Annotated in this window: 16 protein-coding genes; 5 read left to right on the top strand and 11 right to left on the bottom strand. The window is 56.9% G+C overall.

The window, feature by feature from the left end:
* Positions 1–22: 22 nt before the first annotated feature.
* Positions 23–1,543 carry an MFS transporter gene (locus CCASEI_RS05210; RefSeq protein WP_025387371.1) on the top strand — a complete coding sequence of 507 codons (1,521 nt, stop codon included), beginning with the start codon at positions 23–25 and terminating at the stop codon, positions 1,541–1,543.
* Here the strand turns inward: CCASEI_RS05210 and CCASEI_RS05205 are convergent.
* The 5 genes from CCASEI_RS05205 to thrC form a co-directional block, all read right to left on the bottom strand.
* Positions 1,540–2,466: a cation diffusion facilitator family transporter gene (locus CCASEI_RS05205; protein ID WP_025387370.1), complete on the bottom strand. Its 927-nt coding sequence runs from the start codon at positions 2,464–2,466 to the stop codon at positions 1,540–1,542. The genes CCASEI_RS05210 and CCASEI_RS05205 overlap by 4 nt on opposite strands.
* An 88-nt stretch (positions 2,467–2,554) precedes the next feature.
* Positions 2,555–3,088 carry an NUDIX hydrolase gene (locus CCASEI_RS05200; RefSeq protein WP_025387369.1) on the bottom strand — a complete coding sequence of 178 codons (534 nt, stop codon included), beginning with the start codon at positions 3,086–3,088 and terminating at the stop codon, positions 2,555–2,557.
* A 3-nt stretch (positions 3,089–3,091) separates the two neighbouring features.
* Entirely contained in the window at positions 3,092–4,036 is a 945-nt protein-coding gene (locus CCASEI_RS05195) for a trypsin-like serine protease (protein WP_025387368.1), read from the bottom strand.
* Positions 4,037–4,072: 36 nt separating this feature from the next.
* The gene (locus tag CCASEI_RS05190; RefSeq protein WP_025387367.1) at positions 4,073–4,228 is read right to left on the bottom strand and encodes a hypothetical protein; all 156 of its coding nucleotides are present in this window, start codon (positions 4,226–4,228) and stop codon (positions 4,073–4,075) included.
* A 9-nt stretch (positions 4,229–4,237) separates the two neighbouring features.
* On the bottom strand, positions 4,238–5,692 hold the full coding sequence (thrC, locus tag CCASEI_RS05185) for a threonine synthase (RefSeq protein ID WP_025387366.1): 1,455 nt from the start codon (positions 5,690–5,692) through the stop codon (positions 4,238–4,240).
* Positions 5,693–5,730: 38 nt separating this feature from the next.
* On the opposite strand from thrC, the gene CCASEI_RS05180 reads away from it, so the two are divergent.
* A complete protein-coding gene (locus CCASEI_RS05180; protein ID WP_025387365.1) occupies positions 5,731–7,053 on the top strand; it encodes an MFS transporter in 1,323 nt (440 codons plus the stop codon).
* Here the strand turns inward: CCASEI_RS05180 and CCASEI_RS05175 are convergent.
* From CCASEI_RS05175 to CCASEI_RS05155, 5 genes are all read right to left on the bottom strand, one after another.
* Complete coding sequence (locus tag CCASEI_RS05175; protein ID WP_025387364.1) at positions 6,949–7,926, bottom strand: AAA family ATPase; 978 nt, start codon at positions 7,924–7,926, stop codon at positions 6,949–6,951. The two genes, CCASEI_RS05180 and CCASEI_RS05175, sit on opposite strands and share 105 nt — an antisense overlap.
* 35 nt (positions 7,927–7,961) lie before the next feature.
* A complete protein-coding gene (locus CCASEI_RS05170; protein WP_025387363.1) occupies positions 7,962–8,546 on the bottom strand; it encodes a hypothetical protein in 585 nt (194 codons plus the stop codon).
* Between the two features lie 160 nt (positions 8,547–8,706).
* The gene (locus CCASEI_RS05165) at positions 8,707–10,071 is read right to left on the bottom strand and encodes a hypothetical protein (protein ID WP_025387362.1); all 1,365 of its coding nucleotides are present in this window, start codon (positions 10,069–10,071) and stop codon (positions 8,707–8,709) included.
* A gap of 189 nt (positions 10,072–10,260) precedes the next feature.
* Positions 10,261–13,392, bottom strand: coding sequence for a bifunctional [glutamine synthetase] adenylyltransferase/[glutamine synthetase]-adenylyl-L-tyrosine phosphorylase (locus CCASEI_RS05160; RefSeq protein ID WP_025387361.1), 3,132 nt, complete (start codon positions 13,390–13,392; stop codon positions 10,261–10,263).
* Positions 13,393–13,404: 12 nt separating this feature from the next.
* On the bottom strand, positions 13,405–14,742 hold the full coding sequence (locus CCASEI_RS05155; RefSeq protein ID WP_025387360.1) for a glutamine synthetase family protein: 1,338 nt from the start codon (positions 14,740–14,742) through the stop codon (positions 13,405–13,407).
* A gap of 193 nt (positions 14,743–14,935) precedes the next feature.
* Between CCASEI_RS05155 and CCASEI_RS05150 the strand changes: the two genes are divergently transcribed.
* Both CCASEI_RS05150 and CCASEI_RS05145 read left to right on the top strand, forming a co-directional pair.
* Positions 14,936–16,051 (top strand): DUF2786 domain-containing protein, encoded by a 1,116-nt coding sequence (locus CCASEI_RS05150; RefSeq protein WP_025387359.1) that lies wholly within the window; start codon positions 14,936–14,938, stop codon positions 16,049–16,051.
* A 129-nt stretch (positions 16,052–16,180) separates the two neighbouring features.
* Positions 16,181–17,995, top strand: coding sequence for a CYTH and CHAD domain-containing protein (locus CCASEI_RS05145; protein ID WP_025387358.1), 1,815 nt, complete (start codon positions 16,181–16,183; stop codon positions 17,993–17,995).
* 102 nt (positions 17,996–18,097) lie between these two features.
* Here the strand turns inward: CCASEI_RS05145 and CCASEI_RS05140 are convergent, their stop codons facing one another.
* Complete coding sequence (locus CCASEI_RS05140; protein ID WP_025387357.1) at positions 18,098–18,310, bottom strand: hypothetical protein; 213 nt, start codon at positions 18,308–18,310, stop codon at positions 18,098–18,100.
* Positions 18,311–18,470: 160 nt separating this feature from the next.
* Here CCASEI_RS05140 and CCASEI_RS05135 point away from each other — a divergent pair, with 160 nt between their 5' ends.
* The gene (locus CCASEI_RS05135) at positions 18,471–19,754 is read left to right on the top strand and encodes a galactokinase family protein (protein WP_025387356.1); all 1,284 of its coding nucleotides are present in this window, start codon (positions 18,471–18,473) and stop codon (positions 19,752–19,754) included.
* The last annotated feature ends 12 nt before the right edge of the window (positions 19,755–19,766 follow it).

Below are 19,766 nucleotides of genomic sequence, written 5' to 3'. Positions count from 1 at the left end.
TTTAAAGAGTATGGTGGAAAGAATGACTCAAGCACGGCCACCACACACCACGAAATCGGAAGCGAATACTACTAACTATCCACTGGGCCAGGATCCGGCACGGTGGCGGATCCTGGCTATCTTGCTGGTGGCAGTGTTCATGTCGCTCATTAGCGTTTCCATTGTCAACGTTGCCCTGCCTTCCATTCAGGCCGGGCTTGATGCTTCTAATTCCGATGTGCAATGGGTGCTTTCGGGCTATGCCTTAACCTTTGGCGTGGTGTTGGTCGCTGCCGGTCGCGCCGGCGACCTAGTCGGCCGTGGCGGCATGTTCATGATTGGTGTGGTGGTCTACACCTGCGCTTCCGTGCTCGCAGGTTTCGCACCATCTGCCGATGCTTTGAATATCGCCCGCTTTATCCAAGGCATCGGCGCTGGACTGCTTAACCCGCAAAGCGTGGGCATGATTCAGCAATACTTCCAAGGACCTGAGCGTGGCCGCGCCTTCGGTTATTTTGGCGCGACCGTTGGTATCGCGGTGGCGATCGGCCCAGTCTTTGGTGGTTTCCTCATTCAGCTCGGCGGCGCGGACCTTGGCTGGCGGTTGACCATGCTGGTCAATGTTCCAATTGGTTTGATTGCCATCATCTTGGCATTCATGTGGTTTCCGCGCCCACTGCTTTCCCGCGTACGCGACAAGACCACCGGCAGCAAGGTGGGGACTTGGAGCGCTATCAAAACTCTTGATCCCATCGGTGCGCTGTTGCTTGGCAGCGCCGTGTTCATGGTGCTCTTCCCCTTCGTCGAATCTACTGGCTCCGGCTGGTCTTGGGTTCTGCTCCCGCTTGGCTTAGCGGTGACGTGGCTGTGGGTGGCGTGGGAACGCCATCACCGTGCACGCGGCCACCAGCCCATGGTGGACCTAAAAATCTTCCGCGCCCCTAGCTTCCGCAACGGCACCCTCATCGCGGCTCTGTGGTTCATGGGCGCAACCAGCATCTGGGTTCTCGTGGCGCTGTACTTCCAGAATGGCCTGGGCTACTCCGCCCTGGTTGCCGGCTGCGTGGGCATCCCGTCTGCCCTGTTGAACTCAGTTTCTTCGACCGTGGCCGGACGCCTAGTGTCCAAGCATGGACGCAAGGTGGTCATCGGCGGCATGCTCATTGCCATCTTCGGCCTGGTTTCTTCCATCATCCTCATCTGGGCAACTACTCACTGGGGCATTTCCGAATGGTGGCTGGTGCTCACCCTCTCCTTCGCCGGCGCCGGCCAAGGCTCCGTCATCTCCCCTAACCAGACGCTTACCTTGGCAAAGGTTCCGCAGGAATACGCCGGATCTTCCGGCGCTGTGCTCCAAACCGGTCAGCGTATTGGCACCGCCATTGGCTTGGCGGTTGTCACCGCTGCCGTCTTCGCCACGTTGCACGGCATCTCGGCCGAATGGCCACACGCCATCATGGTTGGCTTTGGGATGATCGCTACCGTCTGCGTTATCTCATTGGGCTTCGGCCTCTTGGATCTGGCACAATCCGGAAGTAAAGAGGAAGCTGAAGCTAGCGCCTAGTCGCAGAATTCCTCGTGCTGAATGTGGTTTGGGTGCTCCAGCTGGATAGTGGAGTGTTCAATTCCAAACTCGCGCAGTGCTTCTTGGGCCAGGTCCAGCACGTGGTAGTCATGTTCTTGGACCACCAGGTGTGCGGTCGCGAGGACATCCACGCCATCGGTCGTCCACACATGCAAGTCATGCACCATCATCACCTGCGGCAGTGCATTAAGGGCCTTCTCAATTTCGTGCAGGTCCACACCGCGCGGCACGCGTTCGAGCAGTACTTCGATGGTCTTCCACAGCAAGCCCAGCGCACGTGGCAAAACGAACGCCACGATTAATAGCGATGCGATGGTATCGGCGAAGGTAAAGCCAGTGAAGCGAATAATCAAGCCAGCGATAATGACCGCAACTGAGCCCAAAAGGTCAGCCATCACGTGTAAGAACGCGCCCTTCACATTCAGACTGTTATCCTGCTGGCTGGACAGCACCCACGCCGAGATGGCATTAGCTACCAAACCAATGACAGCAACCACCAGCATCATGCCGGTATCAATCTCATAGTCACTGCCTAAGCGGCGAACCGCCTGGACCACGATGAACACCACCACGAGGGTGACTGCGACGGCATTAAATAGTGCCGCGAGAACTTCCACGCGACGATATCCGTACGTTGCTTTACTCGATGCCGCCTTGTTGCCCACCACCGCGGCGAAAAGGGCAATGATGAGCCCGGCGGCATCGGAAAGCATGTGCATCGCATCTGACAGCAATGCCAAAGACCCCGATACCAAGCCGCCGATAAGCTCAGCGAAGAAAATAACTCCCGTCACCGTCGCCGCGATGGCGAGGGCTTTGAGCGGGGTATTCACGTAGCTGTGATCATGGCCGTGCTCGTGGCCATGACCGTGAGTGTGCGTATGCGAGTGCCCGTGTGACATATTTTCAACAGTATCCTGTTAATGAAAACATGTCTACCCTGAACTGGGAATTTTTGATTAAGGGTACCGCCTGCGCACTGTGGTGGTATTAGGCGTTGCGCTTGCGGTATCCCATCCGCGGACGGAAGCCAGCTGGGTGCTTCATTTGCGCTACGGCATCTGCAATAAGCAAGCGATGCTGGCGGTTCACGGTATCCGGCAGATGCGCGACGGAGAACCACTGGACGTCGGTATTTTCTTCATCGCCAAGCACTGGCTCTGCATCCTCTGCAACCGAAAGGCGCATGGCGGTGTCCATGAACAGGCATTCATCCCCGTTTTCAAACGTGACCGGCCCAACCTGTCCAACACCAAGAAGTGCTTCAACCTTGGCATCCAAGCCAACTTCTTCCTTGACCTCACGCACGGCGGTCTGTGCGACCTCTTCACCTGGTTCACAAATGCCCGAAATCGGTGCCCAATTGCCGTTATCGGCACGGCGCGCGAGCAACACCTTCGGCACTTCCCAAATAGAAGATCCCGGCGGAACGGGACGCAGAACAATCATGGTGCAGGCGGGAAGGAAAAGCTGTTGGTGGCCGATATGCTTGCGCAGATTCACAATGAATTCAGGTGTGGACATGTCCTACAGTGTAGCGAGCTGCATGGGCGCGTCCAGAAGTTGGTCAAGCACTGCTTGAATGTCCAGGATGGACACAAAAGACAACTCCATGTTTTCCACATCGGCGCAGGTCTGTCCCTCATCCATGTGCTCCGTGGTGCCGGAAACCAAGCCGACGATGATGTCGCGGCCATCGACCATGGCGAAAACCGGGCCGCCGGAATCACCATTGCGGGCGCACACCTGCGCACGCGCTGCCGTGGAGCGAATCTCTTGCTCACCGAAGCGCAGAATCGACGACGCCGACTGATGCGTGAGATTGCCGCAGGTCTGATACGTCATCCGGCCCATCTTGCACACATAATCCGGCAGTGCTTCCATGCGGCCTGCAATGTGGGTTTCCATCTCCCGCGGCGCGTAGGCATTTGCCACACTGCCGTTAAGTTCAATCAGCCCGATATCCAGGTTCTCCGCGTTTTCGGTGTACAGACTGGAGTAGATGAACGTGCCAATCGGTTCTGCGGGGAACGCGAAAGTATTATCCGGCGTACCTGCCCACACCAGGTCGCCTTCTTTACCGCAGTGCGATGCCGTGACCGCAAAAGAACGGCCGTCTTCGGTGCTGAAAGAATAGGCCACGGTGCAGTAGCTGAAGTTGAAGTGCTGGCCCGGCACTGGATAATCCGCCGAAATATCAATCGCAGTTCCCGGCTGCAGCGGCGCGTAGGAAGGACTCAGAACTGAGTCCGCCAACTCCTGCGGCTCTTGCGGCACCTGGAGCTCTTCCTCATTGACGCCTTCAGCGGTTGCCGAATCCACGCCTGCCTGTTGCGAAAGCTCAGCATCGCCGTTTTCGGGCGCTTGCTGATCAGAAGACGCCGAGCACGAAACGATACCTGCCATCAAAAGCAGGCCCGTTAAAGCTACTGCAAGAAACTGCAGTACATTCGATGCTCGGCGCCTTGTCACGGGGCTTATACTACCCGCGATTTTCCTGCGGACTGTTTAGGACTCGTCAGAGTTCGCGTCCTTGTTTTCGCCCTTGTCCCCATCTGGGTTCTCATTCTTTTCAGCAGCAGCTTGCTCATGAAGTTTTTTCAAGAAAGCCTCCGGATCAAACTCCGTGTTGTAGTCCTCGGGCAATGATTGCTCTTGGGCCATGGTTTTCTCCTAAACCTCGGTTGTCTTAATCGAGCTAGTGATGAAGTCTTTGACGGCTCCAACATCATTGGGCAGGTCCGTGACAAAGCGGTCTGCTTCCATGATCTTGGCAAAGCGCTCTGGGGTCTCAGGGGCCTGACCGATCGCTTCTTCAATGGTTTCGGCGAATTTCACCGGCAATGCGGTTTCCAGGCAGATGATTGGCGTATCAACGCCGTACTCGTCTTGTACGTCGCGCGCAGCCTTGATGCCATCGGCAGTGTGTGGGTCCACCAGGTAGTTGTACTTGTCTTGAACATCCTTGATGGCCGCCAGACGGTCAGCGTGAGCAGACGTCGAAGAGACGAAACCGAATACTTCGCGTGCCTTGTCAATCAGTTCAGAATCAAGGACGAAGCCGCCTTCTTTGACCTTGGTGCCAAATAGGTCCGCGGCCTTCTCAGCGTCACGGTCAACCAGGTCGAAGACAAAACGCTCGAAATTAGATGCGCGGGAGATGTCCATGGAGGGTGACGAGGTCGCCATGGTTTCTTCGGCCGGGCGTGGGCGGTAGTTGCCGGTGCGGAAAAATTCATCCAGCACGTTGTTCTCATTGGTCGCAACGATGAGGCGGTCAATCGGAAGACCCATCTGACGCGCGATGTGGCCGGCGCAGATATCGCCAAAGTTACCGGTTGGAACGGAGAAGGAAACCTTCTGCTCATTGGTCTCGGTGACCTTGAGCCAGCAGTTGATGTAATAAACAATCTGCGCCATCAGACGTGCCCAGTTAATGGAGTTGACTGCACCAATGCGGTGCTCGGCCTTAAACTGCGCATCAGAAGATACGGCCTTGACCACGTCTTGGCAGTCATCAAAGACACCGTCGAGAGCAATGTTGAAAATATTAGGGTCATCCAGACCAAACATCTGGGCCTGCTGGAAAGCAGTCATGCGGCCCGCAGGGGTCAACATGAAGACGCGAATGCCCTTGCGTCCACGCATGGCGTACTCCGCCGAAGAACCGGTATCACCAGAGGTTGCGCCCAAGATATTCAAAGTAGCTTCACGGCGTGCGAGCTCATATTCAAAAAGTTCACCTAGAAGCTGCATCGCCATATCTTTAAACGCTGCGGTAGGCCCTTCCGAAAGGTGACCAATCAGCAAGGAATCACCGAGATCGGTAACAGGAACAATCTCCTGCGAGCTAAATTTCGGGTGTGTATAAGCCCGGGCAGCAATCGCTTCGATGTCCTTTGCCGGAATATCATCAATGAAAAGCTTCAGTACCTCAGCAGCTAGCTTGCCGTAGCCAGCTTCATCATCGCTTGTGACCAACTCGCGCCAAGATTCCAGGGTCTTGGCATCAAGTTGTGGGTACTCGGTGGGTAGGTACAGGCCTCCGTCAGCGGCCAATCCGCCGAGCAGGATATCAGTAAACTTCGCTGGGGTCGCTGTGCTATCGCGCGTTGAAATGTAGTCCACGTTCCTTATCTTACTTACTCGGAGTACACTTACCACACGTGTCTAACCCTGAATTTGAGAAAGATCCCCGCCCCAACCCTCGTGAAGTAGTAACGACTAAGGCTTTAACCGTTTGGATTGCCGCGCTAAGTGTGTATGTTGGCGCTATTTTTGGCCGTACATCCTTCGGTGTTGCAGGTGTTGAAGCTATTGAGCGTTTCGATGTCGACGCCTCCCGCATCGCGGTCTTTGCCTCAATGCAGATTGGTACTTATGCTCTCGCCCAAGTTCCGACAGGAATATTAATCGACCGCTTCGGCCCGCGCAGGCTGCTAGTTATCGGCGCCATCATCATGGGCATCGGCCAGCTAATCCTGGGCCTAACTACCTCTTATGGTGTTGCCATCGGCGCGCGTGTGCTCATCGGTGCCGGTGACGCAACCGCCTTCCTGTCGGTTATGCGGCTGTTGCCATTTTGGTTCCCACTGCATCGCACCCCGATGTTTACGGCCGTAACAGCAGCCTTTGGCCAGCTCGGCCAATTCCTGTCTGCCGTGCCATTTTTGTGGCTACTGCACGCTACTGGCTGGACCATTGCCTTTGTTTCTTTGGGCTCTGTTGTCATTCTTATTGCCATCGTGGCTGCGATTGCGGTGGCGGACTCGCCTGAATCTGCCGGCGTATATTCCGAACCATCGGTAGAAAAAGACGAGCCCGCACTGTCCATCGGCCAGCGCATGAAGCTGGCTTTAAGCTCGCGCGCGACGTGGCAAGGCTTTTTCATTCACTACGCCGGCCTGCACGCCAACCTCGTCTTCATCATGATGTGGGGCGTGCCGATGATGACCGAAGCCATGGGCTTTTCGTCGGCCCAAGCCGGCATGGTGTTGACCATTAACTCCATTGCGATGATCATCGTCAGCCCATTCCACGGTCGCTTGTCTTCACTGTCAGGCCGTCACCGCGATATCTCCGCGTTTGTCCTTTCCCTGCTGCACCTTCTGGCATGGCTGTGGTTCTTTTCCTCGCCAAGCCCACGCGGGCTCGCCGTTATCATCGCGATGATGATTCTGATGGCGCTGTCCTCGCCATCCTCGAACTATGGTTTCGACCAGATTCGCGAAACCTTGGACCGCAATGTCGTGGCAACAGCCACCGGTCTTGCCAATATGGGTGGATTTACCGCCGGCATGATTGCCGCGCAGATCTTCGGAATCATGCTGGATAAGCACTCCGGCGGCACGGCCTTTGTATGGGGGGATTTCCGCTACGCCGCGCTAGCTGTGCTTGTTGTGTGGACGATCGGTCTCCTCGGCATCTTGATAACGCGCGGCGGCACTCGCCCCCGGAAGATCCGGATGGAGACTGTCACCGAAGACTAAGTCCAACGCAGCGCGCGGGTTGGTGAAAAATTCCTTCGTCGCGCGCACAGCTTCGGTTTCTTCCCATGTGGGATAGCCGACGTGATCCTCCCCGATTTCAAGAATTTGAGCCTGGCGCGCTCCCAACAAAATCGGTGAATGGGTGGCAATAATAAATTGTCCACCGCGTGCTGCTGCCTGCTCAATCTCTGCGAGCAACGCCATCTGGCGAACGGCTGATAGGCCTGCTTCAGGCTCATCGAAGATGTACAAGCCCTTGCCATCGACATGCTCCCCGAGGATGTCAAAGATGGATTCCCCGTGTGAGCGGCTGTTCAAGTCGAAGCTGGGGTCAAGATGATTGCGCCCATTGGCAGCCTTCTCACCGCTTTCATTCTCTAACATCCCCATGTGCGTTTCCGAACGCAGATAAAAGCCGCGCAGAATCGGCTCATTGAGCTCACACAGCATGTACCAGCTCAGTGCGGGTTCGGTACCAGTGGTCTTCTTAGCATCTGAGTCACCATAGCGGCCACCCACCACGCTAAAGCCCAGGTTGAGCGCTACTGATTCCAGAAACGTGGATTTACCGGAGCCATTATCTCCCGCAATCAGCGTTACTGGTTCAGAAAAGCGCATGCCGCCACGGCTCTTAATGTATTTGACCAGCGGCAGTTTCCACGCCCATTCGGAGTCCACACGCTGACCCGACTCATCAGCTGGCACCACTTGGTCCAGCTTCCAGTCCAGTTCTTTTGCACCGCGCTCTTGTTCACGAATCAGCGCCCGACGAACTCCTGGGATGGTTGCGGCCCCGTCGAAGTACTGCGACGACTCTGCCACTTCCTGCGGCGAGCGTGGTCGGGAAAGAAACTTTATACTGCGCACGATCATGAAGTGTGACTTCCTTTTAGCCGCCGTTTTGCCGCTTAGTTGCTGCTTTCAATACTGGAGCCAACATCGCTGTTCTGGTCTTCTTCGGCATCTGATTGTGCTTGCTCATCATCCTCGGTGATGTTTACTGGAGCGGTGATGAGTCCGGCTTCGAATGCCTTGATCACCCCATCAGCTTCAACTGGGGTGAGAACTCCCTTGATCACCGCTTTGTTGACCAGTTCCATCAGATACACTCGGGCTTCATCCCGGTCCATACCAATCTCCATGGCACCGTCCGGAACTGCCCCATTCGGCAAGCCCAAGGCCGAAGCCAACTCAACCAAACGGTAACCAGGATTTTCTGGGACTCCAGTGCCAGACGCCGCTTCAGATTCTTCTGCTTCAGATGCCGGTTGGATACCCGACATGGCATCGCCCACGGTCACTTCGCCTTCCGCCGGACGGTTCGATGCCGCGTGCAGAGCCAGCGCGATAGCCAGGACAGTAATGACCACAACGCCGCCGAGCCACAGCCATACTGCTTGCACAACAATGCTGCGCTCGGTTTGGATGCCATGCTCCCCAGAGTGTTCTGGTTTGCTTGGCCGTCCTGATGGGGCTGTTGAGGTAAAGGCCATCTGGTGCCGCTGTCCTTTTCTAAAAAATTCTTAAAGTTCAGCCTTGAGGACTGATTACTGCATAAATGCCACAAGTGGCGCGAAGTTGAGTCTACTCCCGCGCCACCTGCTAACTCTAGCCCTGAGCAATATTCTCAGAGCCTTCTACGCTCACCCGAACTTACTTATCGTCCCGGTCCTCATTAGAATCATCCTCGGAATCATCGCGATCATCGCGGGAATCACCACGGGAATCATCCCCTGGGCTGTATTCGCCGTCTTTATCGCCTCCAGAACCAGCGGAGTCGTCGACATCCTTACCCAGATTTTCTAGGTCCTCGATGTCCCCCACGTTGTCATACCCGGAGAAGTCCGTGAACTCGCCCAACTTGTCCTCAGTGTCCTTGTCCTGACGTGAAGTACCTTCTGGATGCTCATCGCCCACGTCTGGGTTTCCAAAGGTTCCGTAACCATTCGCACGACCACCGGGACGGTTGCCGCTGCCATCGATGCGGCGGTCAACACGGTCATTGATAAAGTCCGACAGTCCCTTCAAGAAGCTCCCGCCGGCATCGCGCAGCTCACCGAAGTCGTTGCCAGAGCCTGGACCGAACGGATTCGCGGAGCCAAATGCTGAACCAAACGGGTTCTCATCACGACGGCGTTTTTCACGTGGGTGCTCACTACGTGGCTGTTCACCACGAGGTTTCTCAGAACGTGGCTCCTCGGAACGTGGCTTGTCAAAGTCGGGCTTTTCAAAGCTGGACTCATCGCTGTAGAAATCATCTTGCAAGGGCTCGTCGCGGCGGTGGTCATCGCGGTAGCGCTCGCCCCCGTGGCGGTTGTCGCCAGAGTGGTCACGGTAATTATCTCGGCGGGCATCCCGGCGGTCATCACCACGGTTGTTGTGTCTACGGTAGCCGTAGTCACGGAAGTAGTCTTCTGCTAGGCCATATAAATAGTCCGCTGGCGGGAAGCCGTTAGTGCCGCGTCCGCGGAATCCGCCGCGGCGCCCACCGCGGTTGCGGCGTCCCCCGAAGGAGAACTCAGAGGCAATATTTTCAATGAAGTCATTAATCGCACCGGAGATATCAAAAGGCTTGTTGCCGCTAAAGCCGCGCCCAAAATCGCGGCCAAAGCTCTGCGGCCCCTGCGGGCCGTGAGGCCCCCACGGCCCTTGTGGTCCCCATGGGCCACGAGGTTCACGGTGTTCACCGTATCCACCGAGGCCACCAAACCCGCGTGGGTCAGGACCGTAAAACTCAGTGGGGTCGGCAGAATCATCGATGAAGTCATCCACGAAGTCATCGGAATCATCATCAAAGCTTGGGTCATAGCCGTCATCAATCAAGGTGAACCCGGAGGGGTCACTGGTGTCCACATCGGGCGCGATGGGGTCTTCAATAATCACGCGCAGAACTTGTTCATTGTCATCGATTTCAATAACCGTGGAATCGTCGGCCCCGGCGGCGCCCGCGGTGGATACCAGGGTGGCGAGGTCTTCAAAGGTTGCGTTGCTGAGCTCTATGGAAAGTATGAGAGCCATGGTTACGGTGGTCCTTCCCTTGGGAGGTGGCAGTGGGTAGTGAGTATCGCTGCGTACACCGCCCAGCTTAAGCACATGGCTTGGAACTGGAAAGGGATCACCGTAAAGATCAGGGTAAAATCCGGGTAACTCTCAGGGTCAGATCAATGCTCTTCACAGCCGCCCGCAGGACGCTAGGTCCGAGGGCGGCTAGAAGTGCTCAAAGGACTCAGCTTCGCCCCAGAAAACTTCATCCACCACGCGGCGGGCATGTCGGGTGGCCTTCAGATAGGCATCCAGGAAGTACTGGTTTTCCTCCGGCTTCCATCCAGCGGCACCAGCTACTTGAGCAAGTTGCAGGCCCGGGGTGGGCAGTTGGTCCACGCGTTTGCCGCGCACCAGCACCAAGGCATTGCGGGCATCGGTGGCCATCAGCCACGCTTCGCGCAGGCTTTCAGCTTTCTTGGCCGGCAAGATGCCAGTTTCCTCCAGCGCATCGAGTGTGCCCAAGGTAGAAGGATTTTGCAGTTCAGGATGTTCATGCGCGTGCATCATGGTCAACAACTGCACGGTCCATTCCACATCGCTTAAGCCACCACGGCCGAGCTTGGTGTGAGTATTACGGTCGGCACCGCGCGGCAAACGTTCATTGTCCACGCGCGCTTTCATGCGCCGGATATCGCGAATGGTGGCATCAGAAACCCCGTCATCCGGGTAGCGGAATTTATCGATGACCTCCATGAACCGCTCGCCCACCTTTTCATCACCGGCGAAGAAAGCAGCGCGCAGCAAAGCTTGCATCTCCCAGGGCTCGCCCCATTTTTCGTAGTAGCGTTCATAGCTTTCAATGGTGCGCACTATCGCACCAGAGCGGCCTTCAGGGCGCAGGCCAAGGTCGACTTCCAGTGGTGGGTCGCCAGATGGTTTAGCTAGTCGAGTTCGCAGCTTGTCGATGATCCCTATCGCCCATTTAATCGCCTCCGTCTCTTCCACACCTGGTTCTGGTTCAGCGACAACCATGACATCAGCATCGGAGCCGAAGCCGAGCTCCATGCCGCCGAGACGGCCCATGCCGATAACGGCGATGCGCGCGAGAGGACGTGGTGTGGATTTTTCACTGTCTTGTTGGTGCAGCCAGCCACGGATTTCAGCGCGCAAGGCTGCTTCTAATACCGCTGCCCAAATGGTGGACAGCTCCCGGCACACTTGCTGCACGTCGAGGTAGCCCAGGAGGTCACCGGAGGCAATGCGCGCAAGTTCGACGCGTCGAAGCGATCGCGCGACACTCACGGCTTTGTCCGGATCGCGGTGGCGTTTTGTCGCATTAAGCAGCGCCGAAGATACCTGTTCCGTGGTGGTATCTAACAGCTTCGGGCCATCGGAGCCATCAGAGAGCATCTTGACCACTTCGGGCGCCGCGATAATCAGATCAGAGGTGTACGGCGAGGTACCCAAAATGCTCATGAGCCGCTTGCCGACGATGCCCTCATCACGCAGCATGCGCAGGAACCAGGTGCGGTCAAAAGCGGCATCGGAAAGCTTGCGATAGTTGAGCAGACCCGCATCCGGATCGGCGGTATCCGAGAGCCAATCCATCAATGTTGGCAACAAGATTGCCTGGATACGTGCCTTGCGCGACGTGCCCGACGCCAATGCGGTCAGGTGCTCGAATGCGCGGTCCGGGGCTTGATAGCCAAGGGCTGCCAGCTGCAGCTTCGCTGCCTCGGGAGTGAGCTTGAGCTCCGCTGGGCTCATAGACACAACGGAGTTCAACAGCGGGCGGTAGAACAGGCGCGAGTGCAGCTCAGAGATGCGCAAGCGAATCTTCTTCAGATGCTTGTTCATCATCGTCGACGCCGAATTCGAACCCTGCGCCGTAAAACCTGAGACATTAGCCAGCCACTCTAAGGTGTCTTTGTCATCTTCCGGCGGCATCGTGTGCGTGCGGCGGAAACGTTCCAACTGCAGGCGGTGCTCTAACAGGCGCAAAAACTCATAGGCCTCGATGAGCTGATCGCCATCATCGCGGCCCACATAGCCCGCTTGGACCAAAGCTTCTAGTGCATCCACCGTTGCCAGCGTGCGCAATGACTCATCAGAGCGGCCATGCACCAACTGCAGCAGCTGCACTGCGAATTCCACATCGCGCAGACCGCCCACGCCAAGTTTTAGCTCACGGGTGCGCAAGCTTTCTGGCACATTTTCCAACACGCGCCGGCGCATGGCCTGGATGTCTTCAACAAAGGATTCGCGCTTGGAAGCCTCCCATACCATCGGACCAATCGCCTCGGCATAACCATTGCCCAAAGGCATAAAACCTGTTTGCGGGCGGGCTTTCAGCTGCGCTTGAAATTCCCACGTCTCAGCCCAACGCTTGTAATACTGCACGTGCGAATCCAGGGTGCGCACCAGCGCACCTGACTTGCCCTCGGGGCGCAAGTTGGCATCGACTTCAAAGAAACAGCTGGTGCCAATCCGGTTGAATTCCGCGGCCACGTGTGTTGCCTTGCGCATCGCTTTTTGCCCGGCATCATCGCCGTCTTCCACCGGCTCACCAACAAAGATGACATCCACATCCGAGATGTAATTCAGCTCGCCGGCGCCACACTTGCCCATGGCGATAACAGCCAGACGCATGTTCAGATCATCATCACCAAAGACCATCCGCACGGCCAATGCGAGTGCGGATGTCAATGCGGCATCGGCAAGCGCTGTGGTGAGCGCTGTAACTTGCCGGAACTCTACTGTTGGCTGACCAACCGTTTGACCCTTGCGAGAGTAGAAACTGCCCGCCAAGTCATGCGCGGCCAAGCGCATCATCAACGTGCGGTAGGTGGATTTCAGTTGTGGCCGCGCCTCTGCCTCCTCCAGCCCGGCGCTATAGGTGCCGGGTGTGGACAGGTCTTCTGAGGCCGGATCCAAGTCCTCGGTGTTCTCTCTCGGCTCAATATATGTGGCCGGCACGGCGTTAATGACGCCGAGTAGTTGCTGCATCATCTCTGTCGGCTCAGGCAAAGGGAGCGCGAGTTGCTCCCACAATTCTGGGTGCGCGGCGAGGTGATCCCCTAGGGCCGTGGACCCGCCAAGAAGTGCGATAAGGCGCACGCGTAGCGCTTCATCATCGATAAGCGCTTGCGTGAGCTTGTCTCTTTCTGTCTCCCCGATGGCATCATAAATGCGCACCATGGTGTTGAGTGCCAGGTCTGGATCGCCGGCGGCAGCAATGCACCACACCAACGGCAGGGTTGCTTCAGTATCCCAGCCCAAATCTTTGAGATCCTGCGCCGCCGTGGGTCGCGATAGCCCCAGTGTTCCGGGTGAAGGCAAGTCGATGCGCGTCACGAATTCCTGCTCCTAGAGGTTGAGGTTATTGGCCAGCTCGAATTTGGTGATCTGCTTTTGGTAGTTGTGCCACTCATCCCACTTGGCGCGTAGGAAGAACTCGAAGACGTGCTCGCCGAGCACCTCAGCGACAAAATCAGACTGCTCCAGCGTGCGCAGACTGTGGTCCAATGAGGTCGGCAAATCCTTGTAGCCCATGGCGCGGCGCTCACGGCGGGTCAAAGAATGCACATCGTCTTCAGCCGGGTCCCCTAGCTCATAGCCCTCGCGGATGCCCTTGAGGCCTGCGGCCAACAGCACGGCGTAGCCCAAGTATGGGTTAACACCGGCGTCCACGGAACGAATCTCCACGCGGCGGGATTCTTCCTTGCCCAAACGGTACGTGGGCACGCGCACCATAGCGGAGCGGTTCGACACGCCCCAGGTCGCTGCACCCGGTGCTTCATTGCCGAATTGCAGGCGCTTATAGGAGTTCGACCACTGGTTAGTAATCGCGGTGAACTCCGGCGCGTGCTCCAAGATGCCGGCGATAAATTGCTTAGCGGTCTCCGACAAGGAGAACTCATCATCCGGGTCGTGGAATGCGTTGGACTCACCTTCAAACAGCGACAGGTGGGTGTGCATGCCGGAGCCGGACCACTGTTCAAAAGGCTTGGGCATAAACGTCGCGCGCACACCTTGGCGTACGGCGACCTGCTTGATGATGTAGCGGAAGGTCATGATGTTATCCGCCATCGACATCACGTCCGCGTGGCGCAGGTCAATCTCCTGCTGCCCCGGTGCGGTTTCATGGTGGGAAAATTCCGTGGCAATACCCATGGACTCCAGTGCCAAGATAGCTTCGCGCCTAAACAGCGGCACATCATTATGCGTTGCCTGGTCAAAGTAACCGCCGTTGTCTGTCGGCTGCAGGTTCTCCAAATCCTCGGTCTGCTTCAAAAGGAAGAACTCAATCTCAGGGGAGACCATGCACGTAAATCCATCACTAGCCGCGGCTTGGACTTGGCGGCGCAGAATATGCCGCGGGTCAATCATTGACGGCTGACCATCCGGCATGATCACATCACAGAACATGCGCGCTGCCTGCATATCCGGCATGTCTTGCTCAAAAGGCAGCACCTGGAACGTCGACGGATCGGGCAGCGCTATATTGTCCGATTCCGAAATACGAGAAAAGCCTTCAATGGAAGAACCGTCAAAGCCCACGCCTTCATCGAATGCGGATTCCAGTTCAGAGGGGCTCATCACTACTGATTTCAGCCCGCCCATGAGGTCTGTAAACCACAACCGGATGAAGCGGATATCGCGCTCTTCGACAGTGCGGAGGACAAATTCGTGTTGGCTGCTCATGGTTTTGACCTTAGTAGAAAGTGCATTACCAAGTCGCATAATTCTCGGTCGTGTTCGTGTCATTGACGAACCCCCGGACAGTCCACGAACTGGCCTTGAACTTCGAGCGAACCTTTCGCGGCCAACCGCAGTCTATATAGCTACCGACTGTAGAAATTTAAATTCTCGATACCTCGAAGCAAGGACAAACACTGTGAATCGCTTATCCCACCTAGACCCTTATTTGGTACATTCCCTTATCCACGACATCATCATTGTGGCTCAGCGCGGATGGGATCCTCATGACCTTCAGCATGTGCTCGGCCCGGCTTCGGCTGTCGTGCTAGAAAAGGCTGCTTTCCAAGTCCCGGCGCGCGTGCAAATGGATAAAGTCCGCAAGTCCTGGCTGAGCTACCGGCCGTCGGATTATGAGCTGTCATTGGCATCAACGCTCACTGAACGCACCGTGACTTCGTGGTTGGATAAGCTCTACCGCCTGCCTTTCCTGCGTGATGCCGAAGTTGTTGCTTCCCCGCAGCCGGAATTTACGGATCCGAAGCAGAAGAAGATGCACGAGAAAATCCAGGCGCTGCTGGCTAAGGCAGAGTCCACGCAGTTTGAGGATGAGGCAGATGCACTCATTGCCAAGGCCCAAAACCTGCGCCAGCAATATCGAATTGATTCAGTCCTGGAAGATTTAGAGAACTCAGCGGAAGAAATTGTTGCGCTTCGCGTACGGATTTCCGCGCCGTGGGTCAAGCACCAGCATTCGCTGTTGTGCTCAGTTGCTTATGCCAACGGCGGCACCGCAGTATTGCTTTCCGATTTCGGCATTTGCACCGTCATGGCCACCCGCGACGACGCCGAGCACATTATTGACTTGTTCACCTCGCTCAACCGCCAGCGCGCATGGTTTATGAAGAACTCCGAAGGCGCGAAGCTCGCAGCAGCAGACGGTGAGACGGCTTCCTATCGGCGCAGTTTCATCCTGGCTTATGCGACTAAGATTCGCGAGTTGCTTCATGATGCCAACGTCGAAGCCGCCAAAGCCCAGCAAAAAGCTAGCGATGCGGCTAAAGACGCAGGGGCTGACGAAGACATCGACAAGCAACGCGCCTATGAAATTGTCTCCCGCGCTCTCCCAGTCCTGGCCCGCCGACAAGCGGAGGCCGAGGACGCCTTGCACGACCTCTTCCCTAACCTGTCCAGTATGAACCTCTCGGCGAACCACATGCGCGGCATCATCGACGGTGTGGACGCCGCCGAACGCTCGCACCTAGGCGGTGACAAATCTGGCATCCACACCGGCCGCAACGAACTAGCCTCCTAAACCGCTGCTTTACCTGCACAAAGATTCCCAGCGAGTGTGCCATGAATGCCACCGGCGAGCGAAGCCCGTGCCAATAAGGCAAGCTAAGCTTAGGGAAAGTAACTGCGCAAAGAACAAGAAGGTGGGTCAATGTCAGCGAAATCAGCTAAGTCATTTTTGGAAGTTGAAGCTAAGTTCTCGGTATCGGAGTCTCTTCCTACCCCAGCGATAACTGAACTACCAGGGGTTGCCGCGGTGGGTGAGACCCGTTCGGAGTCACTGTCCGCTATCTATTACGACACCGAAGATCTTCGTCTGACTCGCGCCAAGGTGACCCTGCGCCGCCGTACCGGTGGCCACGATGATGGCTGGCATATCAAGCTGCCAAGCACACTCGGCCGCACCGAAATCCGCATGGAACTGAGCGAACCAGTGGATGGCGCTTATACCGTTCCGCAAGAGCTGCTAACTCATGTGCGCAGCATTATCCGCAACCACCCGGTGGAGCCCATCGCGCAGGTAGATAACCAGCGCACTGAGCAGGTCTTGGTCGATGCCGAGGGCAATCCGCGCGCAGAGTTCTGCGACGACAATGTCACCGCCTGGTCACTTCTTCCCGGTGGTGAGCAAACCTGCTGGCGTGAGTGGGAAGTTGAACTCAGCGGTGAGCTGCCTGGCACTGAGGAGGGCACTGCTTTTATCCGCACCGCAACCCGTCAGTTCATCACCGCCGGTGCACGGGTGTCCTCCTCCCCGTCCAAGCTGGCATCCGCTCTGGGCAACTCCATTAATAACGCACCGCTCCCACCATCGATGATTACTCCCGATGTGGATGAGCAATCCCCTGCCGCCGCCGTGGTGAAGGCCTTGGCCGCCAATCGCGACAAGCTTGTTCAGTATGACCCGAAGGTGCGGGCTGATGAATGGGATTCTGTTCACCAGATGCGCGTTGCCACGCGTGAGCTGCGCAGCCACATGGAAACTTTCCACGGGATTATCGGCGGGCCTGAGATTGCCCGCATTGAAGATGAGCTCAAGTTGCTTGCCAGCATCCTTGGCGTTGCCCGCGATGCCGAAGTTGTTGAAGAACGCTGGCAGTCACTGTTGGCTGCTGAAGATTCCGACACCTTAGATGACGCCACCCGCGAACACATTGCCAACGACATGGGCCGCGAATACTCCCGCGCGCACCGCAAAGTCGTTGCCGCCCTCGACTCCGACCGCTACCTCGAACTCCTCGACTCCCTGGATAATCTGCTAGCCAACCCACCAGTTGAGACTCCCGAGGCCGAGTTCCCCGAAGCAGTCCCAGAAGTTATCCCGGCAGATGCCGAACCGACTGAAGAACCACTTGCACTTGCCAACGCCGAAGCTGATGCCGTTGAAGCTGAAGCGGTAGAGACCGAATCCGACGAAGTCTCTGAAAAGGTTTCTGAAACAGTTTCTGATCCAGCACCGCTGAGCAAGAAGGAAGAAAAGGCTGCGGCGAAGCAAGCGGCAAAAGATGCGGCCAAGGAGATGGAGCAGGTCATGGCTGCTCACCTGGCCAAGGCTTATGAAAAGCTGCTCAAGCGCCACAAGAAGGCAGTCAAGAACTGGGACAATGAAGAGCTCACGCTGCATGAGCGTGAGGAGTACTACCACGACATGCGCAAGGCGGCGAAGAAGCTGCGCTACGCCGCCGAAGCTGCTGGTTCAGCAACCAAGCTCAAGACAAAGGGATTGTATGCCGCGTGCAAGGACATGCAATCCGTACTCGGTGACTTCCAAGATTCAGTGACTTCACGCGACAAGCTGCTGCACCTGGCACAAGCGGCTCGGCGTCGTGGTGAAGACACCTTCGGCTACGGTCTGCTCTACCAACGCGAGCGCACCATCGGCTTGGAAGCACTCGAGGATTATGAGCGTTCCATGAAGTCCATCAAGCAGGCGTTCAAGCCACTGAAGAAGCAGATTGAAAAGTAACTTTTCTCACGACTAAAACCAAAAGCAGTCCCTTGCTCGCCCTGTACGGATTCGATATTCCAGGGTGAGAAAGGGACTGCGCTGGTTTTCCAAAGTGTGAGGTTACTTCTCCCACGACGGGGTCTCGCCCCAGTCATCGTCTTTGTCATCCTCGTTGTCAGCTGACTTGTTGCGTGCCGCAGCAATGTTGAGTGCGGCGCGCGCTTCGGCCTCAGACGCATAAGGGCCCATGCGGTTTTCCCAACCAGATTCCTTTCCTTGGGAAACAGCGCCGGTAGATGGGTCGAAGTACCATTGGTTATCTTCAGTTGCCATGAGCATCTCCTTGAGAAGTTTATGGATAGATGAAAGCCGGTTGATGGCTTATGCTTTTCCACACTACCGGCGCGGTATTTATCCCGCCCGCTAAACTATTAAGATAGTTAGCTTGACCCAATCCGACTTATTGACACCACATGCAAGGAGCCCGATCAGCATGCCGATGTGGCCCGCACCCACTTCCCCAGCTTCCACCCGCGTCCACCAAGCGCACTCCGCACACGCAGGTGCTCCTGCCCAGGCGGTAGCTAGCGCACCGGGTACGTGGTCGATTGCTGGTGAGCACGCGGATCACTTCGGTGGCATCGTGGTCATGGGCATTTCTGAGCTGCGCGCAGCGGCCGCAGTATCGCCGCGTAACGATGGCACCATCAAGGTACGTTTCATTGAACACACCCACGAGGGTGAGAAGCAGACCGATGACTCCATCACGTTAGATGAGCTGCAGGAGCGGTTTATCCAGCAGCAGCCCCAGATTGATGAGCAGGGCCGCACGGTTATCCCGCCAGCGCCGGAGGGTTCTTTGGCGTCGCGTATCGGTGGCGTTATTTGGACCATGATTAACCGCCAGTTGCTCTCGCGTGAGACTGCCGGCGCGGATGTCACCATCGTTTGTGATGTTCCGATTGAAGCAGGCATGGGCGCATTCGCCGCTGCGGATGTGGCGGTAGCCTTGGCGATGTTGCCGGAAGATTCCGAGTTGGACCACCCCCTGCGCGCGCGTCTTGCTGAGGTGTGCACCCAGGCCGTGGATACCTTCTCTTCCCTGCCAGCATTGCGTGCCCGCCATACGGCGGCACTGCGTGCGGAAGAGGGCTACGTCAGCATCATTGACTATTCAGACAATTCCGTGACCAAGGCTGCCGCACCGATTTCCGGCATGCTGCGCGCCTTCGTGCTCTTCCCCGCTAATACCGAGGCACCGGCGCAGTCCACCCATATTCGTGGCCGCAATAACTTCGTTGATGCAGCCAGCCACGCATTCGGTGCAGAGTCGCTTCGCTTGCTTCCCGATGCCCCCGAGCGCGTCATCGACTGGCTCAACGCCGTGCACAAAGTCCACGGCTCCAAAGGCCAGCCGGCCGTTGCAGAAGCCTCCGGATGGCTGCACTTCTACGATGCCGAAACCGTTCGCGCTCACCAGGTCGCCCGCGCTTTGCGCTCCGGCGCATGGAACGAGCTCGGCAGCATTTTGGCCAGTTCCCAAAAGGACATGGTCACCCACTACGGACTCGACAACGCCGAAGCGCTCAGCGAGCTCGCCCTCGCCCGCGGCGCAACCGCCGCACGCGCCGCATCTGCTGGCACTTCGAACGCAGTACTCGCGTTCGTGCCAAGCGCTCGCGCCGAGAACTTCGCCGCTGACTTCGCCGCCGACGGCCTCGTTGTCGTGCCAGTCGTGCACGGCACCGAAGCTGCCATCGAATCTACCTCGAAATAGTTCGCTCAGGAG

This window comes from Corynebacterium casei LMG S-19264 (assembly GCF_000550785.1).
Lineage (GTDB): Bacteria > Actinomycetota > Actinomycetes > Mycobacteriales > Mycobacteriaceae > Corynebacterium > Corynebacterium casei.
This window is presented reverse-complemented; position numbering and strand designations above follow the sequence as displayed.